This is a genomic window from Planctomycetota bacterium (assembly GCA_033763975.1).
GTDB lineage: Bacteria > Planctomycetota > Phycisphaerae > Phycisphaerales > UBA1924 > RI-211.
This window is the reverse complement of the sequence record JANRJM010000001.1, coordinates 16692-43206: the sequence shown is the minus strand read 5'-3', so window position 1 is coordinate 43206 and position 26515 is coordinate 16692. Positions and strand designations below refer to the sequence as shown.

23 protein-coding genes and 1 tRNA gene are annotated in these 26515 nt (G+C 71.3%); 12 read left to right on the top strand and 12 right to left on the bottom strand.

Features of this window, described 5'->3' with window-relative positions; genetic code table 11:
- Positions 1-53: 53 nt before the first annotated feature.
- From SFY69_00180 to SFY69_00145, 8 genes are all read left to right on the top strand, one after another.
- Positions 54-284, top strand: coding sequence for a hypothetical protein (locus SFY69_00180; GenBank protein ID MDX2130453.1), 231 nt, complete (start codon positions 54-56; stop codon positions 282-284).
- A 29-nt stretch (positions 285-313) separates the two neighbouring features.
- Positions 314-1345 (top strand): prepilin-type N-terminal cleavage/methylation domain-containing protein, encoded by a 1032-nt coding sequence (locus tag SFY69_00175; protein ID MDX2130452.1) that lies wholly within the window; start codon positions 314-316, stop codon positions 1343-1345.
- A complete protein-coding gene (locus tag SFY69_00170) occupies positions 1342-1605 on the top strand; it encodes a hypothetical protein (protein ID MDX2130451.1) in 264 nt (87 codons plus the stop codon). Before SFY69_00175 ends, SFY69_00170 begins: the two co-directional genes overlap by 4 nt.
- Before the next feature lie 70 nt (positions 1606-1675).
- Positions 1676-2365, top strand: coding sequence for an isoprenoid biosynthesis glyoxalase ElbB (gene elbB / locus SFY69_00165; protein ID MDX2130450.1), 690 nt, complete (start codon positions 1676-1678; stop codon positions 2363-2365).
- A 141-nt stretch (positions 2366-2506) separates the two neighbouring features.
- On the top strand, positions 2507-4561 hold the full coding sequence (locus tag SFY69_00160; GenBank protein ID MDX2130449.1) for a universal stress protein: 2055 nt from the start codon (positions 2507-2509) through the stop codon (positions 4559-4561).
- A 78-nt stretch (positions 4562-4639) separates the two neighbouring features.
- Complete coding sequence (locus SFY69_00155) at positions 4640-7036, top strand: UvrD-helicase domain-containing protein (protein ID MDX2130448.1); 2397 nt, start codon at positions 4640-4642, stop codon at positions 7034-7036.
- A 75-nt stretch (positions 7037-7111) separates the two neighbouring features.
- A complete protein-coding gene (locus SFY69_00150; GenBank protein ID MDX2130447.1) occupies positions 7112-7246 on the top strand; it encodes a hypothetical protein in 135 nt (44 codons plus the stop codon).
- Between the two features lie 15 nt (positions 7247-7261).
- Positions 7262-7519: a hypothetical protein gene (locus SFY69_00145; GenBank protein ID MDX2130446.1), complete on the top strand. Its 258-nt coding sequence runs from the start codon at positions 7262-7264 to the stop codon at positions 7517-7519.
- Here the strand turns inward: SFY69_00145 and SFY69_00140 are convergent.
- From SFY69_00140 to SFY69_00100, 9 genes are all read right to left on the bottom strand, one after another.
- Positions 7506-9089 (bottom strand): hypothetical protein, encoded by a 1584-nt coding sequence (locus SFY69_00140; protein MDX2130445.1) that lies wholly within the window; start codon positions 9087-9089, stop codon positions 7506-7508. The two genes, SFY69_00145 and SFY69_00140, sit on opposite strands and share 14 nt — an antisense overlap.
- A gap of 46 nt (positions 9090-9135) precedes the next feature.
- A complete protein-coding gene (locus SFY69_00135; protein ID MDX2130444.1) occupies positions 9136-10566 on the bottom strand; it encodes a phosphomannomutase/phosphoglucomutase in 1431 nt (476 codons plus the stop codon).
- Between the two features lie 90 nt (positions 10567-10656).
- Positions 10657-12795 carry a helicase C-terminal domain-containing protein gene (locus SFY69_00130; protein ID MDX2130443.1) on the bottom strand — a complete coding sequence of 713 codons (2139 nt, stop codon included), beginning with the start codon at positions 12793-12795 and terminating at the stop codon, positions 10657-10659.
- 25 nt (positions 12796-12820) lie between these two features.
- Complete coding sequence (locus SFY69_00125; protein MDX2130442.1) at positions 12821-13570, bottom strand: PrsW family glutamic-type intramembrane protease; 750 nt, start codon at positions 13568-13570, stop codon at positions 12821-12823.
- A 25-nt stretch (positions 13571-13595) separates the two neighbouring features.
- On the bottom strand, positions 13596-14540 hold the full coding sequence (gene rsmG, locus SFY69_00120) for a 16S rRNA (guanine(527)-N(7))-methyltransferase RsmG (protein ID MDX2130441.1): 945 nt from the start codon (positions 14538-14540) through the stop codon (positions 13596-13598).
- Between the two features lie 61 nt (positions 14541-14601).
- Entirely contained in the window at positions 14602-15825 is a 1224-nt protein-coding gene (locus SFY69_00115; GenBank protein MDX2130440.1) for an FtsW/RodA/SpoVE family cell cycle protein, read from the bottom strand.
- Between the two features lie 19 nt (positions 15826-15844).
- Complete coding sequence (locus tag SFY69_00110; protein MDX2130439.1) at positions 15845-18232, bottom strand: penicillin-binding transpeptidase domain-containing protein; 2388 nt, start codon at positions 18230-18232, stop codon at positions 15845-15847.
- A gap of 58 nt (positions 18233-18290) precedes the next feature.
- Positions 18291-19067 (bottom strand): GTP cyclohydrolase FolE2, encoded by a 777-nt coding sequence (folE2, locus tag SFY69_00105; GenBank protein ID MDX2130438.1) that lies wholly within the window; start codon positions 19065-19067, stop codon positions 18291-18293.
- 195 nt (positions 19068-19262) lie between these two features.
- Complete coding sequence (locus SFY69_00100) at positions 19263-20147, bottom strand: hypothetical protein (GenBank protein MDX2130437.1); 885 nt, start codon at positions 20145-20147, stop codon at positions 19263-19265.
- Positions 20148-20220: 73 nt separating this feature from the next.
- Between SFY69_00100 and SFY69_00095 the strand changes: the two genes are divergently transcribed.
- Together SFY69_00095 and SFY69_00090 are read left to right on the top strand one after the other, a co-directional pair.
- Positions 20221-21402 carry a hypothetical protein gene (locus SFY69_00095; GenBank protein MDX2130436.1) on the top strand — a complete coding sequence of 394 codons (1182 nt, stop codon included), beginning with the start codon at positions 20221-20223 and terminating at the stop codon, positions 21400-21402.
- A complete protein-coding gene (locus tag SFY69_00090; GenBank protein MDX2130435.1) occupies positions 21392-21676 on the top strand; it encodes a hypothetical protein in 285 nt (94 codons plus the stop codon). Before SFY69_00095 ends, SFY69_00090 begins: the two co-directional genes overlap by 11 nt.
- Here the strand turns inward: SFY69_00090 and truB are convergent.
- Positions 21615-22397 (bottom strand): tRNA pseudouridine(55) synthase TruB, encoded by a 783-nt coding sequence (gene truB, locus SFY69_00085; protein ID MDX2130434.1) that lies wholly within the window; start codon positions 22395-22397, stop codon positions 21615-21617. The two genes, SFY69_00090 and truB, sit on opposite strands and share 62 nt — an antisense overlap.
- Entirely contained in the window at positions 22394-24136 is a 1743-nt protein-coding gene (locus SFY69_00080; protein ID MDX2130433.1) for a glycosyltransferase family 39 protein, read from the bottom strand. The genes truB and SFY69_00080 overlap by 4 nt, the downstream gene beginning before the upstream one ends.
- On the opposite strand from SFY69_00080, the gene SFY69_00075 reads away from it, so the two are divergent.
- Both SFY69_00075 and SFY69_00070 read left to right on the top strand, forming a co-directional pair.
- Positions 24114-24917 carry a phosphatase PAP2 family protein gene (locus SFY69_00075; protein MDX2130432.1) on the top strand — a complete coding sequence of 268 codons (804 nt, stop codon included), beginning with the start codon at positions 24114-24116 and terminating at the stop codon, positions 24915-24917. The two genes, SFY69_00080 and SFY69_00075, sit on opposite strands and share 23 nt — an antisense overlap.
- Before the next feature lie 19 nt (positions 24918-24936).
- Positions 24937-25023: transfer RNA gene (locus SFY69_00070), tRNA-Ser, on the top strand.
- A 172-nt stretch (positions 25024-25195) separates the two neighbouring features.
- Here the strand turns inward: SFY69_00070 and SFY69_00065 are convergent.
- Positions 25196-25774, bottom strand: a complete 579-nt coding sequence (locus SFY69_00065; GenBank protein ID MDX2130431.1) for a hypothetical protein — start codon at positions 25772-25774, stop codon at positions 25196-25198.
- Positions 25775-26515: the final 741 nt, after the last annotated feature.

Here is a 26515-nt window from a genome sequence, read left to right as displayed (position 1 = left end):
CCACGCGCGATCGCGCGCCCCGGGGCGGTTGTTGCAAGAGGAATCGCACGAGCATGGAACTGCTCCCCGAAGACCCCAAGAAGCGGAAAATCACCATCGGCGTACTGGGCGTCATCGGCCTGGTCGCGGTGGTGGTCATTGTCATGCAGGTCCTGGGCGGCGACTCGGTGCCGTCCGACCCGGTCAAGGCGGCGGAACAGGCCGCGGTCGACGCCGGGCAAGCACCGCCCGAACCCAAGGGCACGGGCCATCAGGGGGGCGCCCGGGTCTTTAATCCGCAGTGAGCGACGCCGCGTCATCGTGGAGTATCTCTATGTTCGACCGATCCATTCGTCGTGGCTTCACCCTGATCGAACTCCTGGTCGTCATCGCGATCATCGCGCTGCTGATCGGGATCCTGCTGCCGGCGATCGGCAAGGCGCGACAGAGCGGCCAGCGCGCGGTGAGCCTCTCGAACCTCCGCCAGAACGTGACCTACATGGCGTACTACAGCGCCGACAACAAGGAGGACTTCCTGAATCCGTTCGCCGCGCGCCGGTTCCGCACCGGCGGGTGGAACGAGTGCAACGTGGTCTTCGAGCCGCTGGGCGTCGCCGCCCGCGAGGGGCATCAGCCGTACCAGTACGCCTGGGACTACGGGCAGGGCACGCAGAGCAACAGCGGCACCGAGACGTTCGGGTACCACTGGCTGAGCCATATGCTGTTCGGCGACGCCGAACAGACCTCGCGCGCCCGGTCGGGCTTTGCGCCCGCCGACTTCGCGATGCTGGATTTCCTGCGCAACAACCCTGATCCGTCCGCATCGGGCGATCTGTCGTGGATCTTCCCCGTGTCGTACTGGTACCCGCCGGTCTTCTGGCAGGACCCCGCGCGATTCTCGGGCGCCACGGCGACCCGACCGTTCCCGACGGCCAGCAATAACTTCCAGATCCGGCGCAACAAGTTCAGCGAGGCGCTGAGCCCCTCGAAGAAGGTGCTTCTCTTCGAGCGGGCCGACTTCTACACGCGCACCCGCAACGGGCGCATCGTGCAGTGGAACAAGCCGCAGGCAACGCCCCAGGTGGCGTGCGTGGACGGCAGCGCCAAGAGCGTGAACATGTCCAACGTCATCAACCGGACCTCGACGAACCCCGGAAACACCAACCAAGGCGACGGCACGCTCTTCCAGCCCGCCGGCACGTGGGGCCCGGGATTCGCCACCGAGCAGGAACTGCGGTACTTCTTCGTGTACAACACCACCGCGTACAACAGCCCGTTCCAGTTCGAGATCACCGCGCCGAACGGGCCGTACCCCGCCTACTTCTGGGCGACGCGCTTCGGCTTCCGCGGAGTGGACCTGCCGTGAGTTTTCTCCAAGACGCGATGGAGAACAAGAAGAAGTTCTACATCCAGATCGGCCTCATCGGTCTGTGCCTGGTCGGGGCGATCATCGCCTACGTCTCGCTCAGCGGCGGCTCGGCGGCCCCGTCCGAGACCGACGCCGCGGCACAGCAGCGGGTGGAAGAAATCTCCGCCACGATGCAGGCGCAGCAGGCCGAACAGCCCTCGCCTCCCCCGGCGCCCGAACTGACCGCGCCGCGCGGGCGCATCCCCATGCCGCAGTAAGGCGACGCGTCGACCCGATGTCATTCGTCCGGCCCCGACCCCGCCGGGTACACTGCGCCCGGAGGTCACGATGCCAAAGACCTGCGCGGTGGTGCTGTCCGGCTGCGGGCGCGCCGACGGCTCGGAGATTCACGAGTCGGTGAGCATTCTCGTGCACCTGTCGCGCCTGGGCGTGGCGTACAAGTGTTTCGCGCCCGATGCGCCCCAGGCGCAGGTGATCAACCATGCGACGGGGGCGCCGGCGCCGGGCGGGCAGACGCGGAACATGATGGTCGAGGCCGCCCGCATCGCGCGGGGCGACATCGCGCCCCTGCACCGGCTCGAGCCGGGCGAGTGGAGCGCCGTGGTGTTCGCCGGCGGGTTCGGGGCCGCCAAGAACCTGTGCACCTACGGCGAGGCCGGCGACCGCGGCGGGGCGAACTGCGAGGTGCTGCCCGACGTGCAACGCGTGATCCAGGGGTTTCATCGGGCGGGCAAGCCGATCGGGCTGTGCTGCATCGCGCCCGTCCTCGCGGCCCGGGTGCTGGGCACGCGCAAGGGCGGGCCGGGGGTCAAGGTGACCATCGGGACCGACGCCGCCACCGCCGAGGCCATCGCCATGATGGGCTCGACGAACGTGCCCAAGTCCGTCATGGAGGCGTACGTCGACGAGCAGAACCTGGTGGTGACGACGCCGGCGTACATGTGCGACGCGGCCCCGCACGAGGTCTTCGCGGGCATCGGGCGGATGTGCGAAAAGGTCGCGGAACTCGCGCGATAGCGGCCACGCCCGCGACCCGCGGCGGGGGTGCGTGGGGGGCACGCACCCGGCCAGCGTCCGACCGGCGTCCGAACTGACGGGAGCGGCGTAGTCCGTACACTCCGGGCTTCCCATTCGGAGCGGGGCCGCCCCTGATCGTCGATGCTCGTTTCTGAGAAACGCCCGCGGAACCTGAGCTGGCTGCACGCGGGCCCCCTGCTGTTCGGGGACTGGGGAACGAGCCGCCTGTACGTGCTGGGGCTGTCGTTCTACTACACCGCCCACGCGTCGCTGTTCTACCTGCTGGTGATGTCGGTGATCATGGCGGGGGTGGCCTGGGGGTACACGGTCGTCTGCCGGAGTTTTCCGGACGGGGGCGGGGTGTACTCGGCGGCGCGACGGATCAGCCCGCTGTTGAGCGTGGTGGCGGCGACGCTGCTGCTGTGCGACTTCATCGTGACGGCGGCGCTCTCGGCGATCGAAGGGTTTCACTACCTGGGCGTGCAGAGCCAGGCGATGGTGGTGATCTGCGCGATGGGCACTATGGGGGTGCTGGGCGCGCTGAACTGGTTCGGGGCCAAGGCCGCGGGACGGTTCGCGTTGGTGATCGCGATCGCGGCGATCGGGGCGTCGGCGGTGATCGGGGCGTTGTGCATCCCCCTCCTGCCCGAGGGGCTGCGGGTGGCGAAGTTCAACGTCGAGGGGATCGACACCACCTGGGACCGGTGGGAGAGCCTGGTGCGGATCGTGCTGGCGCTGTCGGGGGTCGAGGCGGTCGCGAGCATGACGGGGCTGATGAAGGAGCCGGTGCCGAAGACCGCCAAGCGCACGATCTGGCCGGTGCTGCTGGAGGTCGTGATCCTCAACACGATTTTCTGCATCGCGATCAACGCGCTGCCGGGGCGGATCGACACCGACGTCCCGGACTACGTGAAGTACGAGCAGCGGATGGATCTCTCGAGCGACCTGACGCCCCGCCCCGACGCGACGCCCGAGGAGGTCGCGGCGTTCGAGGGCGAGCGCGAGCGCCTGGCAGAGGTGAAGGAGTATCGCCAGACGGCGGTCAAGGTGCTCGGCGACTACTCGGGCTCGCGCCTCTTCGGCCCGACGTTCGGCAACGCGGTGGCGATCGCGTCGGGGATCGTGTTCGGGCTGCTGCTGCTGTCGGCGGCGAACACGGCCATTCTGGCGATGGTCTCGGTCTTTTACGCGCTGGGGCAGGACAACGAACTGCCGCGCGGCTTGACGAGGCTGAACTACTCGGGCGTGCCGTGGGTGGGGCTGCTGCTGGCGGCGGGGCTGCCGGCGCTGGTGCTGCTGTTCGTGCACGACGACAAGGCGCTGGCCGAGTTGTACGCGATCGGCGTGGTGGGCGCGATCGCGATCAACATGGCGTGCTGCGCCGCGAACCGCGAGTTGGTGATGACGCGCCTGGAGCGCGCGGGGCTGTGGGGGCTCGCGGTGCTGATGAGCGCGATCGAACTGACGATCATCGTCGCCAAGCCGCACGCGACGGTCTTCGCGGGCTCGATCGTCGCGGTGGTGCTGGGCGCGCGGTACGTCGTGCACGCGCGCCGCCCGAAGGCGGGGGTCGAGCCCCTGCCCACCCCAGAGGCGGGATGGCTCGCGGAGATCCGCTCGGCCGAGGTGCGCCTGGAGGGCGGACGCCCGCGGATCATGCTGGCGGCCCGCGGGCGGGGCAACGCCGAGTTCGCCGTGGACCTGGCCCGCCGGCGCAACGCGATCCTGTTCGTGATCTACGTGCGCACGCTGCGCGTCATCGACGTGCGCCCCGGGCAGATGCCCACCATCGAGAACGACGCGCAGGCGCAGGAGGCGCTGGGCACGGTGGCGGTGCTGGCGAAGCAGGCGGGCGTGCCGATCGTGCCGATCTACGTCACGTCGCCCGAGATCGCCGACGAGATCCTCGACTACACGGTGACGTTCGGGTGCGACACGCTGATCATGGGCAAGACGCGCCGGGGCGTGTTCTCGCGGGCCGTCGCGGGCGACGTGCTCGCGACGGTGAGCGCCCACCTGCCCGAGGGCATCACGCTGGTCACGCGCGCCGCGACCGGGCCCGATGGTGCGCGGCACGAGGAGCCGAGCGTCGCGGGGGCCCCGCCGGCGACGACTCTGCCGCCGACGACGCCCGCCACGCCCCGGAGGCCGGACGCGCCCGCGGGCGATGACGACGACATCGCGTCGCCCAGCTAGCGCCGCCCGGCGCACGTGCCGCGACGGATGTCGCCCGGTGTCAGGTGATGGGCGGGCCCGCGTCTACACTCGGCAACGATGGAGCACGGAGGCCTCCCGGACACCGCGGACGACCCCAGCGCGACGCTGCTGCGCGGGCTGACGCCCGAGCAGCGCGACGCGGTGCTGTGCACCGAGGGCCCGCTGCTCGTGCTCGCGGCGGCGGGGTCGGGCAAGACACGGGTCATCACCCGGCGCATCGCGCACCTCGTGTCGTGCGGCGTGCCGGCGTGGAACATCCTGGCGCTGACGTTCACGAACAAGGCGGCGGCCGAGATGCGCGAGCGCGTGCTGACGCTGCTGGGCGGCGCGGAGGACCGCCGGGCCCGCGGGCTCACGGTCACGACGTTCCACGCGCTGTGCGCGCGCCTGCTGCGTCGGTTCGCGCCCGAGGCGGGATTGAGCGCGGAGTTCTCGATCATGAACAGCGACGACCAGGCGTCGCTGTGCAAGAAGGCAATCGAGGCGTGCCAGCTCGCGACGAGCAACTTCCCGCCCCGCAGCGTGCTGTCGGCGATCTCTCGCGCCAAGAACGATCTGCTCGACGCGGAGGCGTACGCGGCGCGGGCGCGCGAGTGGAACACGAAGAACATCGCGCGCATCTTCGCCGAGTACACCCGCCTCATGCGCCAGGCCAACGCCGTGGACTTCGACGATCTTCTCGTGCTGACGGCCAAGCTGCTGCGCGACAACGCGAGCGTGCGGGGCGAGTGCCAGTCGCGGTGGCGGTACCTGCTCGTCGACGAGTATCAGGACACGAACCACGCCCAGTTCGTCATCGCGTCGATGATCGCCGGGGATGGCCGGCCGCGCGCGGGGTCGTCGCCGGACGGCGCGGCCTGCGCCGCGGCCCCGAACATCTGCGTCGTCGGCGACCCCGACCAGTCGATCTACGGCTGGCGCGGGGCGGACCTGGGCAACATCCTGGAGTTCGAGGAGCACTACGCGGGATGCCGCGTGATCACGCTGGGCGAGAACTTCCGCTCGACCGCGCCGATCCTGGCGCTGGCCGATGCGCTGATCCGGCACAACCAGCGGCGCAAGCACAAGCCGCTGTTCACGCGCCGGCCCGGGGGCGAGAACCCCGAGGCGGTGCTCTGCCGCGACGAGGGGCACGAGGCCTCGCTCGTCGCCGACTGGCTGGCCCGCCGGCACGAGGCCGGCGCCGCGTGGCGCGAGATGGCCGTGTTCTACCGCACGAACTCGCTCTCGCGCGTGATGGAAGACGCCCTCCGCACGCGGGGCGTGCCGTACACCATCGCGCGCGGTACCGCGTTCTTCGAGCGCGAGGAGGTCCGCACCGCCCTGGCCTACCTCCGCGTCGTCGCGAACGGCGCGGATGACGTCTCGCTCGCCCGCATCATCAACACGCCCACGCGGGGAATCGGCAAGACAACGTTCGACGCGCTCGAGGCCTTCGCGGGCGCGGCACGCGTCCCCGCGCTCCAGGCGCTGCGCCGGGCGGGCGAGGTCCCGGGGCTGGGGGCCAGGGCCGTGCCGGCGATCGGGCGATTCCTCGAAATGCTCGACGCGTGGACGGGCGGGGGCACGTTCATGGGCCAGACGGTCGCGGTGTCGCTCACGGATCTGGTGGACCGGGTGATCCGCGAGTCGGGCCTGCGCGACATGTACGCGAAGCAGGCGCAGACGAGCGGGAGCGACGCCGACGCGCAGCGCGTGGACAACCTCGACGAGCTCGTGTCGTCGGCGCGCCAGTTCGAGATGGAGTACGACCCGACATCCGACGCCGCCCTCGCCCCGGGCATCCAGAGCGCCCCCCCGCTGCTCGCGTTGCTGCGCGCGTACCTGGAGAGCGTCGCGCTCGTCGCGGACGCCGACGCGGTGGACCCCGCGCAGGGCAGCGTCACGCTCATGACGCTGCACGCGGCGAAGGGGCTGGAGTTCGACAGCGTGGCGATGATCGGGCTGGAGGAGGGAATGCTGCCCCACAGCCGTGCGTTCGAGAGCGACGCCGACCTGGAAGAGGAACGGCGCTTGTGCTTCGTGGGCATCACCCGCGCGATGCGCCGACTGCTGCTGACGAGCGCGAAGTACCGCACGCACCGGGGCGTGCCCGACCGCACGGTGCCCAGTCGCTTCCTGGGCGAACTGCCGCGCGAGTTCCTCGCGATCGCCGATCAGTCCGACGCGTTCGAGGGGCTGGACCCCGCGTGGCGGGGCGACGAAGACGAGGGCGAAGGACACCCATCGCGCCGTGTCGGGCCGACGGGCACCATCCCGCCCCGCCCGCCGGGCCCGCGCCCGACGCCGAGCGTGCCCTTCCAGGTGGGCGAGCGCGTCCGCCACCCGCAGTTCGGCGTGGGCGAGGTCGTGTCGATCACGCCGGGCGCGCAGGCCCGCGCGACCGTCAAGTTCCGCGACCTGGGCGTCAAGACGTTGATCCTCGAGTACGCGCGGCTCGTGCCGGTGCGCTGACCGCCGGCCCGAGCCGCAGGCCGGACCCGTCGGGCGGTCTGGACACGCACGGCAAGTTAGCGTACACTTTACTCGATGACTCAGGACGCCCGTGTTCCCGAGGCAGCCCCTCCCGCGCCCGGCGCGCCGGGCATCGCAACGACCCCGCCGCGCCGGCGCTGGTTCCGGTACGCGGGCCAGACGGTGCTGCTCGTGTGGGCGGCGTTCTGATCGTGGTTCATCATCATGAGCGTGATCGCCGAGCCGACGGGGGCGCTGGCGCCGGCGGGGGGCATGCTGGGCGGCGTGCTCGTGCTGGCGCTGCTGCCGCTGCGCTGGCCGATGGCGGGCGCGGTGCTCGCGCTGACCTACGCGGTGTGGGCGGTCGCGTTCTTCCCGCACCCGGCGGCGTGGGCGCTGCTGGCGGCGCCGGCGGGCGTGTCGGGGGTGCTGCTGCTCGCGGGCGGACGGCGACTGCGGCCTGTCGCCGCTACCCGGGCCTGATGCCCCGGTGCATCTGCTGCACGCGCTCCGACTCCTGCTTAGTCACGTTCACCAGCACGTGGCGCGGGATGCGCCACTGGCCCTCGCCCCGCGTCACCCCGGCGCAGTGCTCGTTCATGCACCGGTACATCAGCTTGAACGCGTCGCGCGGCTGGTGCACCCGCTCCAGCGCCTCGGCCAGTTCCTGACGCGTCACGTCCTCAGCGAACAGGTCGATCAGCGGCAGCGTCGGCAGGCCCGGGTTGCGGCAGGCGTTGAGGCGCGACTCGCACAGGTCGTACAGCGTCTGCCCCGTCCACGAGAGCCGCTCGACCATGCTCTGCTTGTCGAGGCGGGCCGCCTGGAAGAACGCGCTGCTCTCGCGGAACACCGCGTGGCGCAGCTCCATCGGCAGCAGCATCTTCACGCCGAAGCCCTCCTGCTGGAGGAACTTGTTGTTCAGCAGGGGCCACACCACGCCCTTCATCCGCTCGGGATCGCCGTTCACGATGGTGGGCTCGTCGACCCGGTCGATGACGACGACGATGCCCGCGTAGCCGAAGTTCCGCAGCACGCGCCGCAGCCGCTCGATCATCTCGAAGCGCGGTTCGTCCGAGTCGGTGAGCGGGAGGTGGGCGGCCTCGCGGAACCAGCGGGGCACATGGCGCAGCGAGCCGGCGAACGAGATGTCGCCACGCCCGATGACGCGGATCTGCCGACGCACGCGGTGGGCCTGGCGGAGCAGCGCGAGCCGGTCCCACACGCCGATCTTCAGGGCCAGCATCGCGTAGAGCGCCGCGAACGCCGCCAGCGCCCAGTCGGCCCACTGCGGGTCGAGCGCGGGCGAGGCGTCCGCCGGGCGCGCGAGGAGCAGCTTCTTGCCCCACCACCACCCGGCGACGATGAGCAGCGGCACCAGCACGAGCGTGAGGCGCCCCCAGATGGCGCTGCCCGGGGGGAGCAGGCGCAGGCGTGAGCGCAGGCGCGCGGTGCGCTGCGTCGCGTGCTGGGGACGGTCGTACAGCACCTGCAGGAGCAGCACGTCACGCCGCGTGGGCTTGTCGAGGCGCTTGGCGATCGGTCCGTCGTCGGCGAGGGCGAGGCGCGCGTCGGGGTCGTTCTCGCCGAGGATGGAATCGACCAGCCGCGGCACGACCTGGTGCATGATCGCATCGATGTGATCGACCATCCGGATCTTCTGGAGCGAGTCGAGCGGGGCCTTGCCCCCGAGGCGTTCGTGCAGCTGGTCGAGCGCGTTGTTGAGGTCGTCGTACGCGACGAGGAGGATCTTGGCGCCGGGGTTGGCGCCGTTGAACTCGTCGATGCGCCGGGCGATCTGCAGGCGGATGGCGGTCTTGCCGCTGCCCTTCTCGCCGAAGACGACCGACCCGGAGGGACGTCGCAGGTCGCCGAGGATCTTCTCGAACTCGGCGTGGTAGGTGCCCTGCGTGGGGACGTGGCGGAACTCGGCGCCGGGGGGCGGCGCGTCGGTGCCGCAGAGGCGCGCGAACACATGGTCGGAGCGGGCCTCCTCGCCCTTGAACGGGTTCTCGTGCAGGCCCCAGTGTTCGAGGAACTCGTTCAGGATCACGCGTGCGTCAGCCTCTCACGGGGCATAGGCCCCTGCGGGCGGGAGATCAGTGATCGACCCGGCGCCCCAGGCGCGGGGAGATCGCGTCGACCATCCGATCGAGGGTCGACTTGTCGCGGGCCTCGAGGTTGAGGCGGAGCAGGGGCTCGGTGTTGCTCTTGCGGATGTTCGCCCACCAGCCGTGGTTCTTGAAGCAGTCGATCGTGACCCCGTCGAGGTCGTCGATGACGCCATCGGCCTCGGTGCCCGGGCCGTAGTCCTCGCGCAGCTCGGCAAGCACCGCGTCCTTGTCCTCGACCTGGAAGTTGATCTCCCCGCTCTGCGCGTAGCGGGCGATGGGCTTGACGAGCTCGCTCAGGTGCTTCCCGCTGCGCGCCAGGACCGTGAGCAGCGAGCACATCGCGATCGCGCCGCTGTCGGCGTTGAAGTTCCGCGCAAAGTAGAAGTGCCCGGAGAGTTCGCCCCCGAACACGCACCCGTGCTCGGCGAGCGCCTGCTTCATGAACACGTGCCCCACCCGCCCGCGCACGGGCCTGCCCCCGGCCTTGAGCACGTCCTCCTCCACCGCCTTGGTCGAACGCAGGTCGTACGCGATCGCCGACCCGGGCGCCTGCGCCAGGAAGTGCTTCGCGAGCAACGCCGTCAGGTGATCGCACCCCACGATGCGCCCCTTCTCGTCCACCGCCATGCAGCGGTCGGCGTCGCCGTCGTAGCAGAAGCCCGCGTCGGCGTGGTGCGCCAGCACCGCGTCCTGCGTCCACTTCATGTTGGCGGCGACGAGCGGGTTGGGCTCGTGCACGAACTGGTTCTTCGTGTTGTCGAAGTGCAGCGGGATGATCTCGAGCCCCGGCACCGCGCCCATCGGGCCGTCCTTCCCGAAGACCTTGGGGATCATCGTCCCCGCCATGCCGTTGCTCGCGTCGATCACGATCTTGAGCTTCTTGCCCGCGGGCAGGTCGAGGAAGCTCCGCACGTGGCGCGTGTACGCGGGCCACAGGTCGCGCTCCTCCACGCGCCCGCTCTGCTTCACCAGCGACGACTTGTCCACCATCGCGGCGTGCTTGCGGATCTCCGCCAGGCCCGTCGCCTCGCCCACCGGCTTGGCCTTGCGCTTGCTGATCTTGAACCCGTTGTAGTTCGGCGGGTTGTGGCTCGCGGTCACCATCACCCCGCCCGCACAGTCCAGGTGGTTGATGGCGAAGTAGATCATCGACGTGTCGCACAGCCCGATGTCGATGACGTCGCCCCCCTGGTCGCGGATCCCCTGGATCACCTGCTTCGCCAGGCTCGGGCTGCTCGCGCGCATGTCGCGGCCTACCACGATGTTGTGCATCATCGGCGTCGAATCGCCCGCCGCGGCGGCGTCGGCCAGCAGGTACTTGCTCGCCCCGTACCCGATCTGCCACGCCATCGTGTCGTTCAGCAGATCCGGGTACGTGCCGCGGATGTCGTAGGCCTTGAAGACGCGTCCGAGCATAAGGGTTCTCCTGAGGTGCTACGGTAGGTCGGCGATCCCCCAAACTTCACCCGAATATGCCTCGCGCATGCGGTTTTCCCCTACCCCGCGTCAGGCTCCGGGATCGCCCCCGTCCGGGGCGAACTCGTCGTCCGCGGGCGAGATCCGCACGCCCGCGGGGAGCGCGTTCAGGAACAGCCGCCCGTACCGCGCGGTGCGCACCCGATCGTCCAGGATCACGACGCGCCCGTGGTCGCTCGCGCTGCGGATGAGTCGTCCGACGCCCTGCTTGAACTTGATGACGGCCCGGGGCAGCGCGTCTTCCATGAACGGGTTGCCGCCGCGCGACTGGATGAGCTCGCCCCGGGCCTGCGTGATGGGGCGATCGGGCGGGTCGAAGGGCAGCTTGGTGATGATGACGTTGCGGAGGGCCTGGCCTCGCACGTCGACGCCCTGCCAGAACGACGCCGCCCCGAAGAGCACGCCCCGCTCGCTCTCCCTGAATCGCTGGAGGATCGCGGTGCGCGAGCCGTCGCGCCCCTGGGCCACGAGCGGGTAGCCGTCGTTGGCGAGAATCCCGGCGAGTTCGCTCGCGCAGCGGTTGAGGGAGGCGAACGAGGTGAACAGCACGAACGCGCCGCCGCGGGTCGCGCGCACGTGGTGCAGAATGGCCGCGGAAAGCGGCGAGAGGCCCCGCGCGTGCTCGCCCGCGCGCGGCGCCCCCAGGTGCACCTCCATCTGGCTGGCGAAGTCGAACGGGCTGCCCAGTTGCAGGCAGCGGGCGCCCTCGCAGCCCAGGCGCGTGATGGCGTGCGCGAACGCGGTCTCGGCGGTCTCGGTCGGCTCGTCGTCGCGCACACCCCGGGTCGCGAGCGTCGCGCTGGTGACGACCACCGAACAGCCCGCTCGGAACAGCCGGTCGCGCAGGATCGGGCCGACCTCGATGGGCGCGCACGCCAGGGTCACGCGCTCGCCCCGCGGCCCCTCTCCCCCGCCCGCGACCTCGACCCAGTACGCGTTGCCGGGCATCTGCTGCGACACGAGGACCTCGGCGTCCAGCGCGATCTGCTCGGCGCGGATGGCGTACGCGTTCAGTTCGTAGCGATCCTCGTCGGCCTTCACGCTCTCGCGCAGGCCCTTGAGACGCAGCGAGAGCTCGCGCATCGCCGGCGTCAGCACGTTCGGCACGCACCCGGGCCCGCGCAGGCGCGCCGAGCGGGGCTCGTCGGCCCCCCGGGCGCCAGCGGGCGAGCGCTCGATCCACGAGCGCGCCTCGCGACCGTCCGCGCCGATCAGGTGGCGCAGGTCGTCAAAGAACGCGCGGGCGGCCCCTGCCGCCTGCTCGACGCTCCGCACCGCCCCGCCCACGCGGTCGGCCTCGCCCATCGCCAGCGTCAGGTGCGTGAGGTACCCCTTGTTCGACCGCCCCTGGAAGAGCGTCGTGAGCAGGTGCTGCACGCGTCCCTCGCCGAGGCTGACCCCGAAGTGGTCGCTCGCGGCGTCTTCCACGCCGTGCCCCTCGTCGAGCACGACGTGGTCGTACGCGGGCAGGATGCCCGCGTCCTGGGCGCGGAGGTTGAGGTCGGCGAAGAACAGCGCGTGGTTGGTGATGAAGAGGTTGGCGTGCTCGATCTGCGCCCGGGCCGCCTGATAGAAGCACTGCGCGTACGTCGGGCACTTTCGCCCCATGCAGTTGCCCGAATCGGACTGGACCTTGTCCCACACGCCCGGGCGCTCGAGCGCGGGCAGCGTGCTGAGCGTCCCGTCGCGGGTCTGCATCGCCCAGTCCTCGATGACGTGCAGCGAGCGCCGGGCGGCGGCGTCGGCGAAGAGCCGGTCCTGACGCTGCGACGCGAGCTTGAGCCGCCGGACGCTGACGTAGTTCCCCCGCCCCTTGACGAGCACCGGGCGGACGGCGGGCGGGTCGTCGAGGCTTGCGGGGGGCGGGCAGAGCAGGGCGGTGAGCAGCGGCACGTCCTTCTCGACGAGCTGCTCCTGGAGGGCGATCGTGTTGGTCGCGATGACGACCTTCTCGTTGCGCTCCATGCACCGGAGGATCGCGGGCACGAGGTAGGCGTAGCTCTTGCCCACGCCGGTGCCCGCCTCGACGAGCAGGTGCGAGCGCGTATCCATCGCCTCCGCCACGCCCCGGGCCATGTGCCCCTGCTCGGGCCGGGCCTCGAACGACGCGCCAAGGTGGGCGGCGATGGGCCCCCGCGACGAGAGGATCTGCACGGCGTCCTGCGTCACGGACGCAGCGTAGCCCGCCGTGGGCTTACGCCGGTTCGCCGGGCGGAGCTTCGGGCCGGGTGTCGAAGACCCGCTTGGAAAGCGCGGCCCCGCGCGAGACCATCCAGCGGAAGGCCACCATGCCCAGGAGCATCAGGACCACGCCAGCGGCGGTCCGCCAGGCCGAGACGCGCCCGCGCAGGTCGTACTCGTCGGCCGCCCCGAACGCGACGACATCCCAGAGTGTGTGCAGCAGGGCCGCCCCGGCGAAGGAGGCCGCCGCGGCGAGTCTCCAGCGGGGGTGGCGCATGGCGCGCAGGCCCAGCCCGAACCCGCCGATGCCGCCCATGATGAGGTGCCCGGCGAGCCGCACCGGCTCCTGGCCGGGGAGAAAGGGCGACCCATCATTGAACCCGACGAAGAAGACAGACTCCTCGAGCGCGGCGCCCATGCCGGCGAAGCTGCCGTAGATCAGCCCGTCGAGCGGGTCGTTGAAGTGCCTGGGGAAGACGAGCAGCACGACGAAGACCGCCGCGATCTTGCCGACCTCCTCGCTGACGCCGGCGAACAGGGCCCACATGGTGTTACCCGCCGCCTCGTGCGCGACGTCGACGGTGATATCGATGAGCACGCCCTGCACGCGCCCGGCGATCCAGATGGACGCCGCCCCGAGGACGACCGCGAGCGCGAGCGGGCGGGGCGGCTCCTTGTCGTACAGGTCGTAGCGGTACACCAGCGCGCCGATGCCGGCGGCGCAGAGCAGGAGCGTGGCGTACAGCGCGACGAGCGAGAGCATCCGCGCAGTATGCCACGGCGCGGGCCTACCCGCCCAGCGGGGCGCGCTTGGGCTCGCCGTCGCGGCGGGGGTACATCCGGGGCGTGCGCGCGTCCTTCTCGAGCAGCACGATCCGCCCCGTGGGCGTCTCCAGCGTCTCCGCGTGCGACGCCTTGAGCAGCCGCAGGGCCCCGACCGCCTCCGCGAGTTCTGCCTCGGCCTTTGCCCCCTTGATCAGCGCGATCACCCCGCCCGGGAGGCCCTCGCTTTGCGCTTTCGCGAACGGCACCGTCAGTTCGGCCAGCACGCGCAGCGGGCCCAACGCCCGCGCGACCACCGCGTCGTACCGCTCGCGGTGCCCGCCGACGCGCCCGGTGGGCCCGCGCTCGCCCCGGTCCTGCCCCGCGTCCTCGGCCCGGGCCTGCACACACTCCACGTTCGCGAGCCCGAGCGCGCCCGCCGCCTGACGCAGGAACTGGATCTTCTTCTCCGTCGCGTCCATCAGCGTGAACCGCAGGTGGGGCATGCTGATGGCCAGCGGCATGCCCGGCAGCCCGCCCCCGGTGCCCACGTCGATCACCCGCGCGCCCTCGGGGAGTTGGGCGAGCACGGGGATGAGCGTGAGGGAGTCGAGGATGTGCCGGCGCCAGGCCTCGTCGGGCTCGACGACGCTGGTCAGGTTCGCCCGCTCGTTCGCGTGCAAGAGCATCGCGAGGAACCGCCCGAGCCGCCCGACATCGTCGCCCTCGAACTCGATACCCAGTTCCGCGGCGGCGCCCGCAAACCAGGGCGGGGGCTGCATGGGCGCGACGCCCGCGAGGCCGAAATCGATCGCGTCGCGTTGCGGGGCGGCGGGCTGCTGGCGGGGCCCGGGCTGCTGGCGGGGCCCGGGTCGCTGGCCTGAGCCGGGGCGCTGGCGGGGCCCGGGTTGCTGGCGCGAGCCAAGGCGCTGGTGCGGCGCAGAGCGCGGCGGGCGCCGGGAAGGTGTCATGCGCCCAGCGTAGTCCGCCCGTGCCGGGCCCAGCACGGGGCGCGGGACGGGCCGCGCGGGGCTAGTCCTCGTCCCACTCGAAGCTCTTGCGCACCGTGACGCGGGGGCGGCGCAGCGCGATCGACCACACGAGCCCGGTCATGAGCCAGGACGTGACCATGCTCGAGCCGCCGTGGCTGACGAACGGGAGCGTGATGCCGATGATCGGGAGCAGCCCGAGATTCATCCCGATGTTGATGAACGCTTGCGCGCCGACGAACGCCGCCAGCCCGACGGGCACGAGCCTGCCGAACGGCTCGCGGCAGAGGGCGGCGGTCCACAGGGCGCCGACCGCCCACAGCGCATAGAGCGCCAGGACGCCCAGGCCCCCGCCCAGCCCGAAGCGGTTGACGACGACGGCAAAGACCATGTCGTTGTGCCGCTCGGGCAGCGCGTTGTACCGCACGAGCACGCGCGACATGTGCTGGCCCGCGCCCGCCAGCCCGCCCGCCCCGGCGAGGCGCTTGGCGGTCGCGGACTGCATGTTGATGTCCTGGTCGGCGCTCTCGTCGCCCTGCATCTGCATGACCAGCCCCGCCAGGCGCGCCTTCTGGTGGGGCAGCAGCATCGGGTACGCCGCCGGGGCGGCGAGCGCCGCGAGCAGCACGATGAGCCCGAGGTGCCAGAGCTTGGCGCCGGCGGCGACGAGGACGGCGAACAACGCGGGGATGAACAGGCACGCCGTGCCGAGGTCGGGCTGGAGCACGATGAGCCCCACGGGCAACGCCGTGATGAGCGCCGGGGGCAGCAGCCCGCGCAGCGTGCGATGGTTTCCCTTGTAGCGGAGATACCACGCGAGCGCCATGACCCACGCGATCTTCATGAGTTCGCTGGGCTGCAGGTCGACCGGCCCCAGGTCGATCCAGCTCCGCGCCCCGTTGCGCGGGCGGACCAGGAACGCGGGCACGAAGGGCAGGAGCAGCACCACGAGCAGCGCGAGCGCCAGGCCGAACAGCACCCACGACGCGTATCCGAGCAGCCGGTAGTTCGGAAGGATGATCGCGAGGGCGGCGAGCGCGCCCGCGCCCACGAACACGCCCTGGCGCATCGCCAGCGGGCCCAGTTCGAACAGCGCGCGATCCGCGACGCCCGCCCCGACGTCGATCGCGTGCAGCCCGACCAGCGACAGCCCCAGCGACGCGCCGACGGTGAGCCACGCGGGCCCGGCACGGGCCGCCGCCCCGAGCACCGGGCGCACCCGCACGCCCGGGCGGAGCACCGCCTGATTGGTGTGCACGAACGACACTAGCGACTCCCCGCCCGCGTCACAGGTATCCCTCCGCGACGAGGGCATGGATGATCTGGTTGGCGATCGGCCCCGACACCTTTCCCCCGCTCCCCCCGAAGTCGATCACCACCGCGATCGCGTAGCGCGGGCGGTCTCGACCCGCCAGCACCACGAACCACGAGTGGTCGCCCTCTTCCAGCAGTTCGCGCGGCTCGCCCCGCGTGAAGATCCGCGGCGCCTGCGCCGTGCCCGTCTTGCCCCACACCCGCACGCCCGGCACGTTGAAGATCGGCTCTTCGCCGTTCCCCGTCGCGATGTGGTTGCCCGTCCCCTGGTGCTCGCCCACGCTCGCGCGCAGGCCCTCGATCGCCGCCCGGACGGCGCGCGGGTCCAGCCCCAGGTCGCGCGGCTCGGGACGCGCCGCGCCCACGACGATCCGCGGCTGCACCCACACCCCGTCGCGCGCCAGCGTCGCGTACGCGTTCGCCGCGTGCAGGGGCGTCCACGTCACCGGGCCCTGGCCGATCCCCATCTGCGTCGCGTCGCCCGTCTCGATCCCCAGCAGGGGGTGCGCCGCGTCGAACCCCAGCGCGCCGGGCGCTTCGCCCCCCACGCCCAGCCCGAACGTGCTCCCGACCCCGAAGTCGCGGAACGCGGTGATGACGCCCTCCGGGCCCAGCCGACGCCCCAGCGTGAAGAAGAAGATGTTGCACGACACCATGATCGCTTCCTCGGCCCCGGGGTCGTGCCCCAGCGTCGCCGAGTGCGTCGTCTGGAACCGCTTGTAGATCCAGCAGCGGTACGCGTTGGGCGAGCGCTCGTACAGGTGCCCGGTGCACGCGATCGCCTGCGAGACGTCGTACTTCCCGCGCGCCACCGCCTCTACCAGGATCAGCGGCTTCACGATCGACCCGGGCGTGTAGTACTTCCCCGTCGCCCGGTTCACCAGCGGCGTGCCGACCAGGTCCGCCGCCAGACGCTCGCGCTGCGTCTCCCACTCCTCGCGCGTGTACGTCGGCGTCGAGACCAGCGCCAGGATGTCGCCCGTATCCACATCGAGCACGACCGCGGCCCCGGCGAGGTCCGACCCCACCGGCTGCGTCGGGCTCTCCTGCTTGTGCCAGTCCTGCACGCGCGCCAGCCCCAGACGCGGGTCCAGCAGCGCCTGCACCCGCGCCTGAAAATCCACGTCGATCGTGAGCCGCACGTCGCGCCCCGGCTCGGGGGGCACGAACTCCCGCTCCCCGGTGTCGACGCGCGTCGTCCGCACGCCCCGCAGCCCGCGCAGCTCGTTCTCGTACGTGTGCTCGAGCCCCCACGCGCCGATCCGGTCCCCGTCGCGGTACGACCCGCGGTCGCCGCCCAGCCCGCGCCGCGCACGCTCGGCCACCTCCGGCCGGGCCTTCAAGTACTCGCGCCGCCGGTCCGCGTCGCCCAGCACGTCCACCGTGCCCGACGCCGGATCGCCCGCGGCGCTCTGGAACACCGTGTCGCGCAGCGTTCCCAGAATATGGCACGCCACGCCCGAAACCTCGATCTCCAGCGGCTCGTCCGACGCCACCGGCCTGGGCAGCGTCGTCCGGTCGATCCGCACGCGCACGTTCTCGTTGGGATAGTCGCGCTCGCCGCTGTCGCGCACCGACAGCCCCGGCACCGTCGGCACGATGTCCACCGGCAGCCGGCGCGCCTCGCTCAGGCGATCGTCCGCCAGCGGCAGTTCCAGTTCGACCTGCTCTTCGCTCACGCCGATCGCCCGGAAGCCCCGCTCGTCGTCGACACGCGCGATGACCACGTGCGCGCGCTCCTTCTCCAGGATCGGCGCTTCCGCACGCCGGCGCATCGCCCGCTCGTCACGCGCCGTCGGCGTCCGCCCCGACGCCGCCACTCGCGCGCGTTCCTGTTCGAGCCGGGCGGCGGTGACGGCGTCCTGCCGGCGCGTCACCATCGCGATCACCCCGTCGCGCGCCCGGTCGAGCTGCGCACGCGACACGCCCCCCACCTCCGCCAGCCGGTCCCACGCGCGGTCGAGATGCACCCGGTACACGGGCACGTACACGTCGACCATCGCCTGGCGCTGGTCGCGGCTCAGGCTGCCCCACGCGGACCCAGCCGCCCGGGCCGCCGCCCGACGGGCCTGGTCCGTCGCCCACGTCCCGTCGATGACCCGGTAGTCGACCGCGAGGTCGAACCGTGGACGGTCCTGGGCGAGCACCCGCCCTTTGCGGTCGACGATCCGACCGCGGACCGTCGGGGTCTCCTGGCTGCGTGTCAGCCGCGCCTCGGCGGCCAGCCGCAGGTCCGCGCCCTGCGCCAGCGTGAGGCGGACCAACTGGGCCGCCAGCGGCGACAGCGACAGCACGAAGAGCACCCCGAGCAGGAGCACCCTTCGCTGGAACATGCTGGGAATGAGGACTTTGAGCGACACGCCGACGATAGGATCGGCGATTCCGACGCCGCACCGAGAACGATCGGGCGCCGGTCGCTCAGCGCCGCGTCGCCCGGGTGATCTGCGCGTAGGCGTTGTGGTTGTGGATCGACTCGAAGTTCTCCGAGTTGATCGAGAACCAGCGGACCCGCTCGTCGGACTCCAGCCCCAGGGCCAGGTCGCGCACGATGTCTTCGACGAACTTGGGGTTCTCGAAGGCCTTCTCGGTCACCCACTTTTCGTCGGGGCGCTTGAGGACCGCGAAGACCGGGCAGCTCGCCGCTCGCTCCAGCAACTCTACCAGGTCCTCGATCCACATCATCCCGTTCAGCCGCACCTTCGCCTCGATGCGGCAGCGCTGGTTGTGCGCGCCGTACTTGCTGATCTCCTTCGAGCACGGGCACAGGCTCGTGGCGGGGGCGGCGACCCCCATGATGAAATCGTCTTCCCCGTTCGCGGTGCACTCGAACGTGACCTCGTAGTCCATCAGGCCGATCTGGCCCGTCACCGGGGCGGGCTTCTTGATGAAGTACGTGAACCGGGCCTCGAAGTGCGCGACCTCGGCGTTGAGCCTGCCGCAGATCGCGCGCGTGATCTCCGGGATGCGGTCGGGCGTCACGGGCTCGGCCGCGTGATCGTTCAGCACCTCCAGGAAGCGGGACATGTGCGTCCCCTTCTGGTAGTGCGGGAGCGCAACGTACATGCTGATCTTCGCGACGGTGGCCTGCGTGCCGCCGTCGCGCGTGCGGAGGATGATCGGGTAGGTGATGTCCTTCACGCCCACGCGGTCGATGGCGACATTGCGCAGGTCGTCGGACGATTGCACGTCGGGCATCTTGACGCGGGCGGTCTTCGGGCTGGGGCGAGCGACCGCGGTGCGGGCCGCCGGGCCGCTGGTCCGCACGGGCTTGCGACGAGTCTTCTGCGCCATCGAACCTCCGCGAACGAGCGGGCTGGCTTGTTCACCGGACGATAGGGGGATCGCTCTGTCCACGATACGGGCTTCGATGCCGGAGACGCCCCGGATGCGTCACTCTTCCGCGGCCCGGGCGTCGACGATCGCGCCGCCCCACGACAGCCCGATCGGTGCGCCCAGCAACGCGCCCGCCGCCCAGTCGAGCGAGAGCGGGAGCGCAAGACCGATCACCCGCCCCTGGAACACCGCGTCGACCAGGCGCGAGCCGTGCATGATCGACGCGACCAGCGGCGACACCCCCGCCGCCAGCAGCACGAACAGGCCGACCGTCACGGGCGTGAGCGAGCAGCGCATCGACGACGCCACCAACTGCGCCGCGGCCCCGCACGCGATCGTCCCCGCAACGGCGGCCATCAACGTCTGACCTCGCAGCGGAGTCGCGGCGACGAGCCACGTCGCGAGCACGAGCGCGACCATCCCCACCAGCCCGCTCGCGACCAGCGCGGGCACCGGCGCACCCTCGCCCCGAACAATGCTGGACAAGAGTCCCCCGGCGTGGGGCTTGGCGGCGCCGGGCGGGCGCACGCTCGGCTGGTACCGGGCCGCCACGCGTCCCATCACCAGGGCGAGCGCCACGGTCGCGGCCACCGCGAGCACGTTCTCGATGGCGAGCCACGGGAGCACCGAGCCGGGCGACTCGCCCCGCACCAGCCCGTCGAGCGTGCCCAGCCCCCAGCGTGCCCAGGCGACGACGAGCCCGGCGCACAGGCAGCCGGTGTTGAGCGAGAAGAACCGGGCGCCCAGCAGGCCCACGGCCCCCGCGGCGACGATCGTGAGCGCAGCCCCCGCGAGCGCCGCCCCAGGCGTGTCGTTCACGAGCAGCGTGGCCGCCCGTCCGCCGTCCGCGTCGTGCACGCGCGCGAGCGCCGCCATCGCGAGCGGGCCGAGCACCAGCAGGCACGAGAGAATGAGCGTCCACCGCAGCGCGGAGCGGGTCATGGGGCGGATGATACGGACGCCCCCGGCGCGCCGGCGCCCGCACTATGCGATAATGCCCCGTGGGAGTCCCCGCATGAAACGATTCCGTTCGCAGGCGCCCTCGTTCGACGAGATCGCATCCACGCTCGTCTGGCCGGCCCTGCTCCGCACCGCCCGGCTCGCGCTCCGCCCGGCGCGCCTCGGCCTCGCGGGCGTGCTCCTCGTCATCCTGGGCCTGCTCGTGCACCTGCCCTCGCTCTGGCTAGGCGCGGGAGAGGGCCCCGCACCCACCCTCGCCAACCTGGGCAGCGAGGCCCTCGACCGCTTCCGCAGCGGCGTCGTCCGCCTCGACCTCACCCTTGCACTCGACGCGCTCGCCGACCTCACGCTCGGCGCCCCGCTTCAGTCCCTCCGCAACAACCCGTGGAGCACGCTCGCCATCGCGCTGCCGGCCCTGGCGGCGTGCGGGGTGCTCGGCGGCGCCATCTCGCGCCTCACCGCCGAGGAACACGCCCTCTTCGTCCGGTCGCCCTGGACATCCGGGCTCGGCATCGCCCTTTCCCGGGGCGTCTCGCTCGCGCTCGTGCTCATCGCGCCCGTCGCGCTGCTCGCGATCGTGTGCGCCCTCCTCGCCGGCGCCGGCTATCTGCTGCTGAGTTTCCCCGTCGCCGACGTCGTCGGCGGGGTTCTCTACGGCGGGGCGATGCTCGTCGGCGTGCTGGTCGTCGTGTTCGGGCTGGCCCTGCTGCTGGGCGCCCCGATGCTCGTGCCGGGCGTCGTGTGCGAAGGCACCGACGCGATCGACAGCGTCCAGCGCACCATCGCGTACGCCCTGACCAAGCCCGCACGCCTCGTCGCGTACCTGGCCGTCCTGCTCGTGCAGTTGTTCGTCGTCGTCTCGGTCCTCGAAGTCGTCTTCGGCGCCGGACAGCGCCTGACCGCCGCGACGACCACGGCGCTTATCTCCGAGCCGCGACGGGAGCGCCTGGAGCGAGCGGCCCGGGGAGAGCCGGCCCCGCCCGCGCCCCCGCGCGACGATGCCGCCCCCCCGCGTGTCGGCGCCTCCCGCTTCCTGCGATTCTGGGCGGCCATTCCCTCGCTCGCCATCGGGTCGTACGTCATGAGTTTCTGGTTCACCGGCGGCACGCTTCTCTACCTCACCATGCGGCGCGTCTGCGACGGACAGGACGCCCAGGAACTCTGGCGCCCGGGCGCCACGCCCGGGCTCGCGTCGGTTGATGTCGAGCCGCATGCTGAGTCCGACGATGACGACTGATCCGCCCGCCGTCTTTCCGGGCGAAGATCTCGCCGCGCGGGGTGTCGCGCTGGCCGGCTGGCTGGCCGAGCAGGGCGTCACGCGCCTCACGCTGATCGATGCCGCGGTCCGGCGCAGCGACCACCGCCCTCGCGAGACCGATCTGCCCGGGCTTCTGGTCGAGCGTGTGGCGCGAACCGGCGCGTGCCGCGTGCACGCCGACCGGTGGCAGTTCACGGCGACGCCGGGGGCGCTGACGTCGAGCCCGGGTGCATCGGCGGATCCGGGAGCGTGAGCGGCGCGGGCCCGGGGCGCGCGGGCGCCAGGTGCGACTGGTCCATCGCGTTCGGCAGGTCGGCGATGCGCACCGCCTGCCCGACGCTGAACGCGCCGACACGCGTGCGTCGGAGGGACGCCAGCAACCCGCCGACGCCGAGCGCGCGTCCGAGGTCGCGTGCCAGGCTGCGAACGTAGAAGCCCTTGCCGCACTCGATCTCGACGGTCGCGATGGGCCAGGCGAAGTCCGTGAGTCGCAGCGCGGAGACGAACACGGGGCGGGGCAGGAGCTGCGGGGGCGTGCCCGCCCGCGCGAGGGCGTACGCCCGCCGCCCGTCGACGTGCACCGCCGAATAGACCGGGGGCGTCTGCAAAATGGTGCCGACGAAGCCCGTGAGCGCGCGCTCGACCGCGCCGCGCGTCGGGGGCACCGGCACATCAACGGGCGTGCGTTCGCCCTCGGCGTCGTCGGTCGCGGAGTTCGCGGACAGATCGACCTGCGCGACGTACGCCTTCTCGCCCGCCATGTAGAGGTCGCACAGGCGCGTCGCCCGCCCGACGAGCACCACCAGCAGCCCCGACGCGAGCGGGTCGAGCGTGCCGGCGTGCCCGACCTTCACGCGCTTGGGCGCACCCCCCTCGCGCAGCCGCCGGCGGATGTTCGCGCACACCTGCATCGACGTCGGCCCGACGTGCTTGTCGATGAGCAGCAGGCCGTCCAGCGGCGGGGGCTCGGTCATGGCGGGAACTCCCCGAGCCGCCACGTGCCGGCGGCGCCCTTGGGGTAGTTGAAGCCCGAGACCTCGTCGAGGGTGCGGAATCCGCGCCAGCGAGCGGCCATCGGCGCGGGCATGACGATGAGCGCATCGGGATTCTCGCGGAGGAAGCCGCGCGTGTCGTGCTCGTTCAGCCACACCACGCGCCCGCGCGTGAGGAACCGCGAGCTGTCCTCGTGGAGTTCGACGAACGCGAGCGGGCGGGTGTCTCGCGCCCCGTGCCGCCCGGCCGCCTTGACCAGCCTGTCGACCACCCACAACTGCGGCGCGTGCGCCAGCGTCACGCCGATCATCACGAGGCTCGCGGCTCCCAGGCCCGCGGCGTGCGTGAGCACGCGCGAGTAGTCCCGGCGCGAGATCTGCCCGTGAGCGTCGATCAGGAACGCCAGCACCCCCGCCACGCTCGCCCCGACCACGCCCCACGCCCACCACGCCCCCGCCGACGCCGCCAGCACGCCCACGAGCCCCCCCGTCGCGCCCACCAGCACGCCCGCGATGCACCAGGCCCGCACCAGCGCGACCACCGTGGGCCGTGCGCGCCAGCGCAGGAGCCACGCGGACCTCGACATCGCCGCCCGGGCCGCCAGGAGCGCCAGCGCCGGGTACAGCGGCATCACGTAGTGCGGGAGCTTGGTCCCGATCGCCTCGAACACGATCCACGACGGCACCAGCACGCACAGCAGGAAGCACTCGGCCGGGCGGCCCACGCGCAGCGTGCGGAGCGCGCCGCGCACCCGCGCGACCACGCCCCCGGCCGACGGTTCCCAGCGCAGCCCGACACGCACCCCCCGGACGATCGAACCGACCAGCCACAGCGACCCGGGAAAGAACATGACCACCGTCAGCACGAGGTGGTACCCCGGCGGGCCCCAGTGCCCCTCGGCCCCTTCCACGCTGCGCCCCAGCGTCTCGGTGTGGATGATCCCGAGGTAGTTCTCGAACCCCACGCGCTGGGCGACCAGCAGCACCCACGGCATGACCGTCACGCCCACGATCGCCACACCGAGCAACGGGCGCGTCGCGCGCAGCGGCGCGAGCGATCCGCGCAGCACGCACCACACCAGCAGCGTCATCCCGATGATCAGGGGCGGGGCCGGTCCCTTGGCGAGCACGCCGAACCCCACCGCGATCCACAACGCCGCGGCCCGGGCGACGCTGGGGCGACGAAGCGTCTCCCACAGCAGCCACACCGCCGCGGTAGTGAACGCGATCATGAGCATGTCGGCGCGTGCCTGGCGTGCTTCCCAGGCCATCAGCGGGCAGATCGCCACGAGCGCGGCGCCCGCCCACGCCGCGTTCGGGGCGAACATCGAGCAGCCCAGACGCCACGTCAGGAGCACGACGAGCACCGCCGACACGAGCGAGGGCACGCGGTACATCCAGATCGCGTCGCGGCGCACGTCGCCGCCGCTCAGCGCCTGCGCGGTCCGCGCCTGCACCCAGTAGATCAGGGGCGGCTTGTTGAGCCGGGGCCGCTCGCCCACCTTCGGGATCACCCAGTCGCCCGATTCGGCCATCTGGCGGCTGGCCTGCGCGAACCGCGACTCGTCGCGGTCGACCGGGGGCATGTTCCACATCGCCGGCAGATACACTGCGAGGCAGATCAGCACGAGCAGGAGCCCGCCCCACCACGTCCCCGCCAGCGCGCGCCGCCCCGACGTCTGGCCGAACCGCCCCGGCATGACCACGCCCAGCACGTCCATGCAGGCTCCGACCGCGGCGATCCCCGCGCCCGCCGACTATACCCGTCGCGCCGCCCTCGCCCTGCTCGCCGGCGCCGCCCTCACGTGCCTGTGCCTCCTCGTCGACGAGCCCGTCGCGCGGGCCGCCCTCCGCCTGCAGGACGGCGGCGATCTCCGCCTTGGAGGAGACGTCCGGCGCACGCTCCAGTTCCTGCAGCAGTTCGGCGATCTTGCGTCGAGCCTCATCGCGGGGGCGTGCGTGCTGCTGCTCGACCCGGCGAAGCGCACCCGCGTGCTGGACTGGATCGTCGCCGCCCTCGCGACGTCCGCGCTCGTGCAGGTCGCCAAGATGGCGTTCGGCCGCCCCCGACCGCGCGTGGTCTTTGACCCCGCCAGGTCGGCGTCGGGATTCGAGAGCGTGCCCGTCGTGTCGTTCACCCCGCCCTGGTCGACGTTCGACCTGGTGCGCCCCGGGGCCGACGGGCCCGGCCTGGTCGAGCGGCACGCGTGGGAGTTCTGGGGGGGCATCTCCTCGGACCTGTGGTCGATGCCCTCGAGCCACACATCGGCCGCGATGGTGCTCGCGGTCGCCCTGCACGCCATGTATCCCCGGCTGGGCGTGCTGGTGTGGACGCTCGCGGTGATCGTCGGTCTCTCTCGCGTGATCTTCGGCGCGCACTTCCCGTCCGACGTGATCGCCGGCGCGACGCTGGGATACGCCGCCGCAACCCTGGCGATGCACGGGCGATGGGGCGAGCGGGCCGCGTCACGCGTGCTACCGCGCGGGCCTCGCGCGGCCTAACCTTGCGATTCCCCCAGCCGGAGAGGTGTCCGAGAGGCTGAAGGAACGCGACTGGAAATCGCGTAAACGGGCAACCGTTTCGGGGGTTCGAATCCCCCCCTCTCCGCTTCACAATCGAGGGTCGTCAGTTTGTGCCTGAAAAACAGGCCTGAACCGACGACCCTCGATTTCGTTTTGGGTGGCTGTCCCCAAAAGTGTCCCCAGTCGGCCAAAGCGGCGCGGTGGCAACTCGGCACCGAACGGATGCCTTCGCCTTTCGTGCCTACTTTGTTTTTCGCTCAGCGCGCGGGCGGGATCAGCGGTGACTTTGCCGCGGCAGCCCAAGCTTCGGCGGCAGCCTTCGAGAAGCCCTTTGGGCCGTCGGCCGCAACGAACCGACGACGTTCGTGACGGAGCACGCCCGCGGCAACCATGAAGCGCGTGCAGACCCGCACGCGGTAGTCTGGCAACTCCCCCAGCGACTTCCGAAGCGTGTCGAACAGGAGCATGAAGTCGAACGGGTCCTTCCGACCACCGGCGAACTTGACGACCGCGGCGTACACCGCATGCGGGGTGCGGAACGGCTCGGTCATCGGGCCGCGGTACTCGGTCAGCGTTTCCTGCCCGTCAAACGACTCGACGCGGTACTCGGTGATCCGAGCGCCCGTTCGGCCCTCACGCTTCGGAGGACCGGCGGCGACGCGGGCGAGCTCCGCCTCGACCTGGGTCCGGCTGCGGTTGAGATGGGTCAGCGCGATCGACAGATCGGCCGCCTTTGCGCCCTCCCGTGCAATACGGGCTTCGAGCAGCACTTGGACGTTGCCGAGGGACTCAGACCAGGAGTTGGGGGTTGAACGTGCCACTTTCAGAAGGTCCACTGTAGGACTGTAGTACGGTCAGAGCCGATCGGCATTGCCGACTCGTCGACGTGGCTCTAGGCACAATCCGTTGAGATGTCGGCTTAACAGACACACGGCGCGTGCGATTGCATTGAATCTGACGCGTCGTGTCAAGAGGCCCCATCGTGATTGGATGGCGTTGTCTTGGCCGGAAGTGCGTGAGACTCTCCAAGATCATCGATAGAGCAGCGATGCTCAAAAGGCCTGGATCGGACCGTTACTCTCGTTTGGACGGTGCGAGAGGGGGAACCAGAAGTGTGGCCCACACGTCGAGCGAAGCGGCAAACGGTCTCCAATGGGCATGTCTTGCAACGAGGTTTCCGAACCGTGCAAGTCGTAGCTGCAAGGTCCAGGATCGCCCAGTTGATTTCGCGGGCCCGCGGATGATCTACCACCGCGCGTGCGAGGGCCTGAAGCCACGGGTCGTATCGAATGTCGACGAGGGTTCGGGGCGAGAAACATCGCTCCAAGATCCGCGCCATGTTCACGTCGAGCAAGGGCTCTCGCTTGCCGTGGCAGAACAGCATCGCGGCGTTCGCCACGTATTGTCCGACGCCCGGCAAGGCTTCAAGGTCATCGCGATTGGTAGGGAATCTTCCACGCCTTGTTCGCATCTCGGCTGCCAGTGCGCGGAGCGACGCGGAACGTCGTCTCCAAAGGCCTATTGGTTCCAGGAACGCGCGGAGCTCGTCCTCGTTTGCCAGTGCAAGAAGGTTCCAG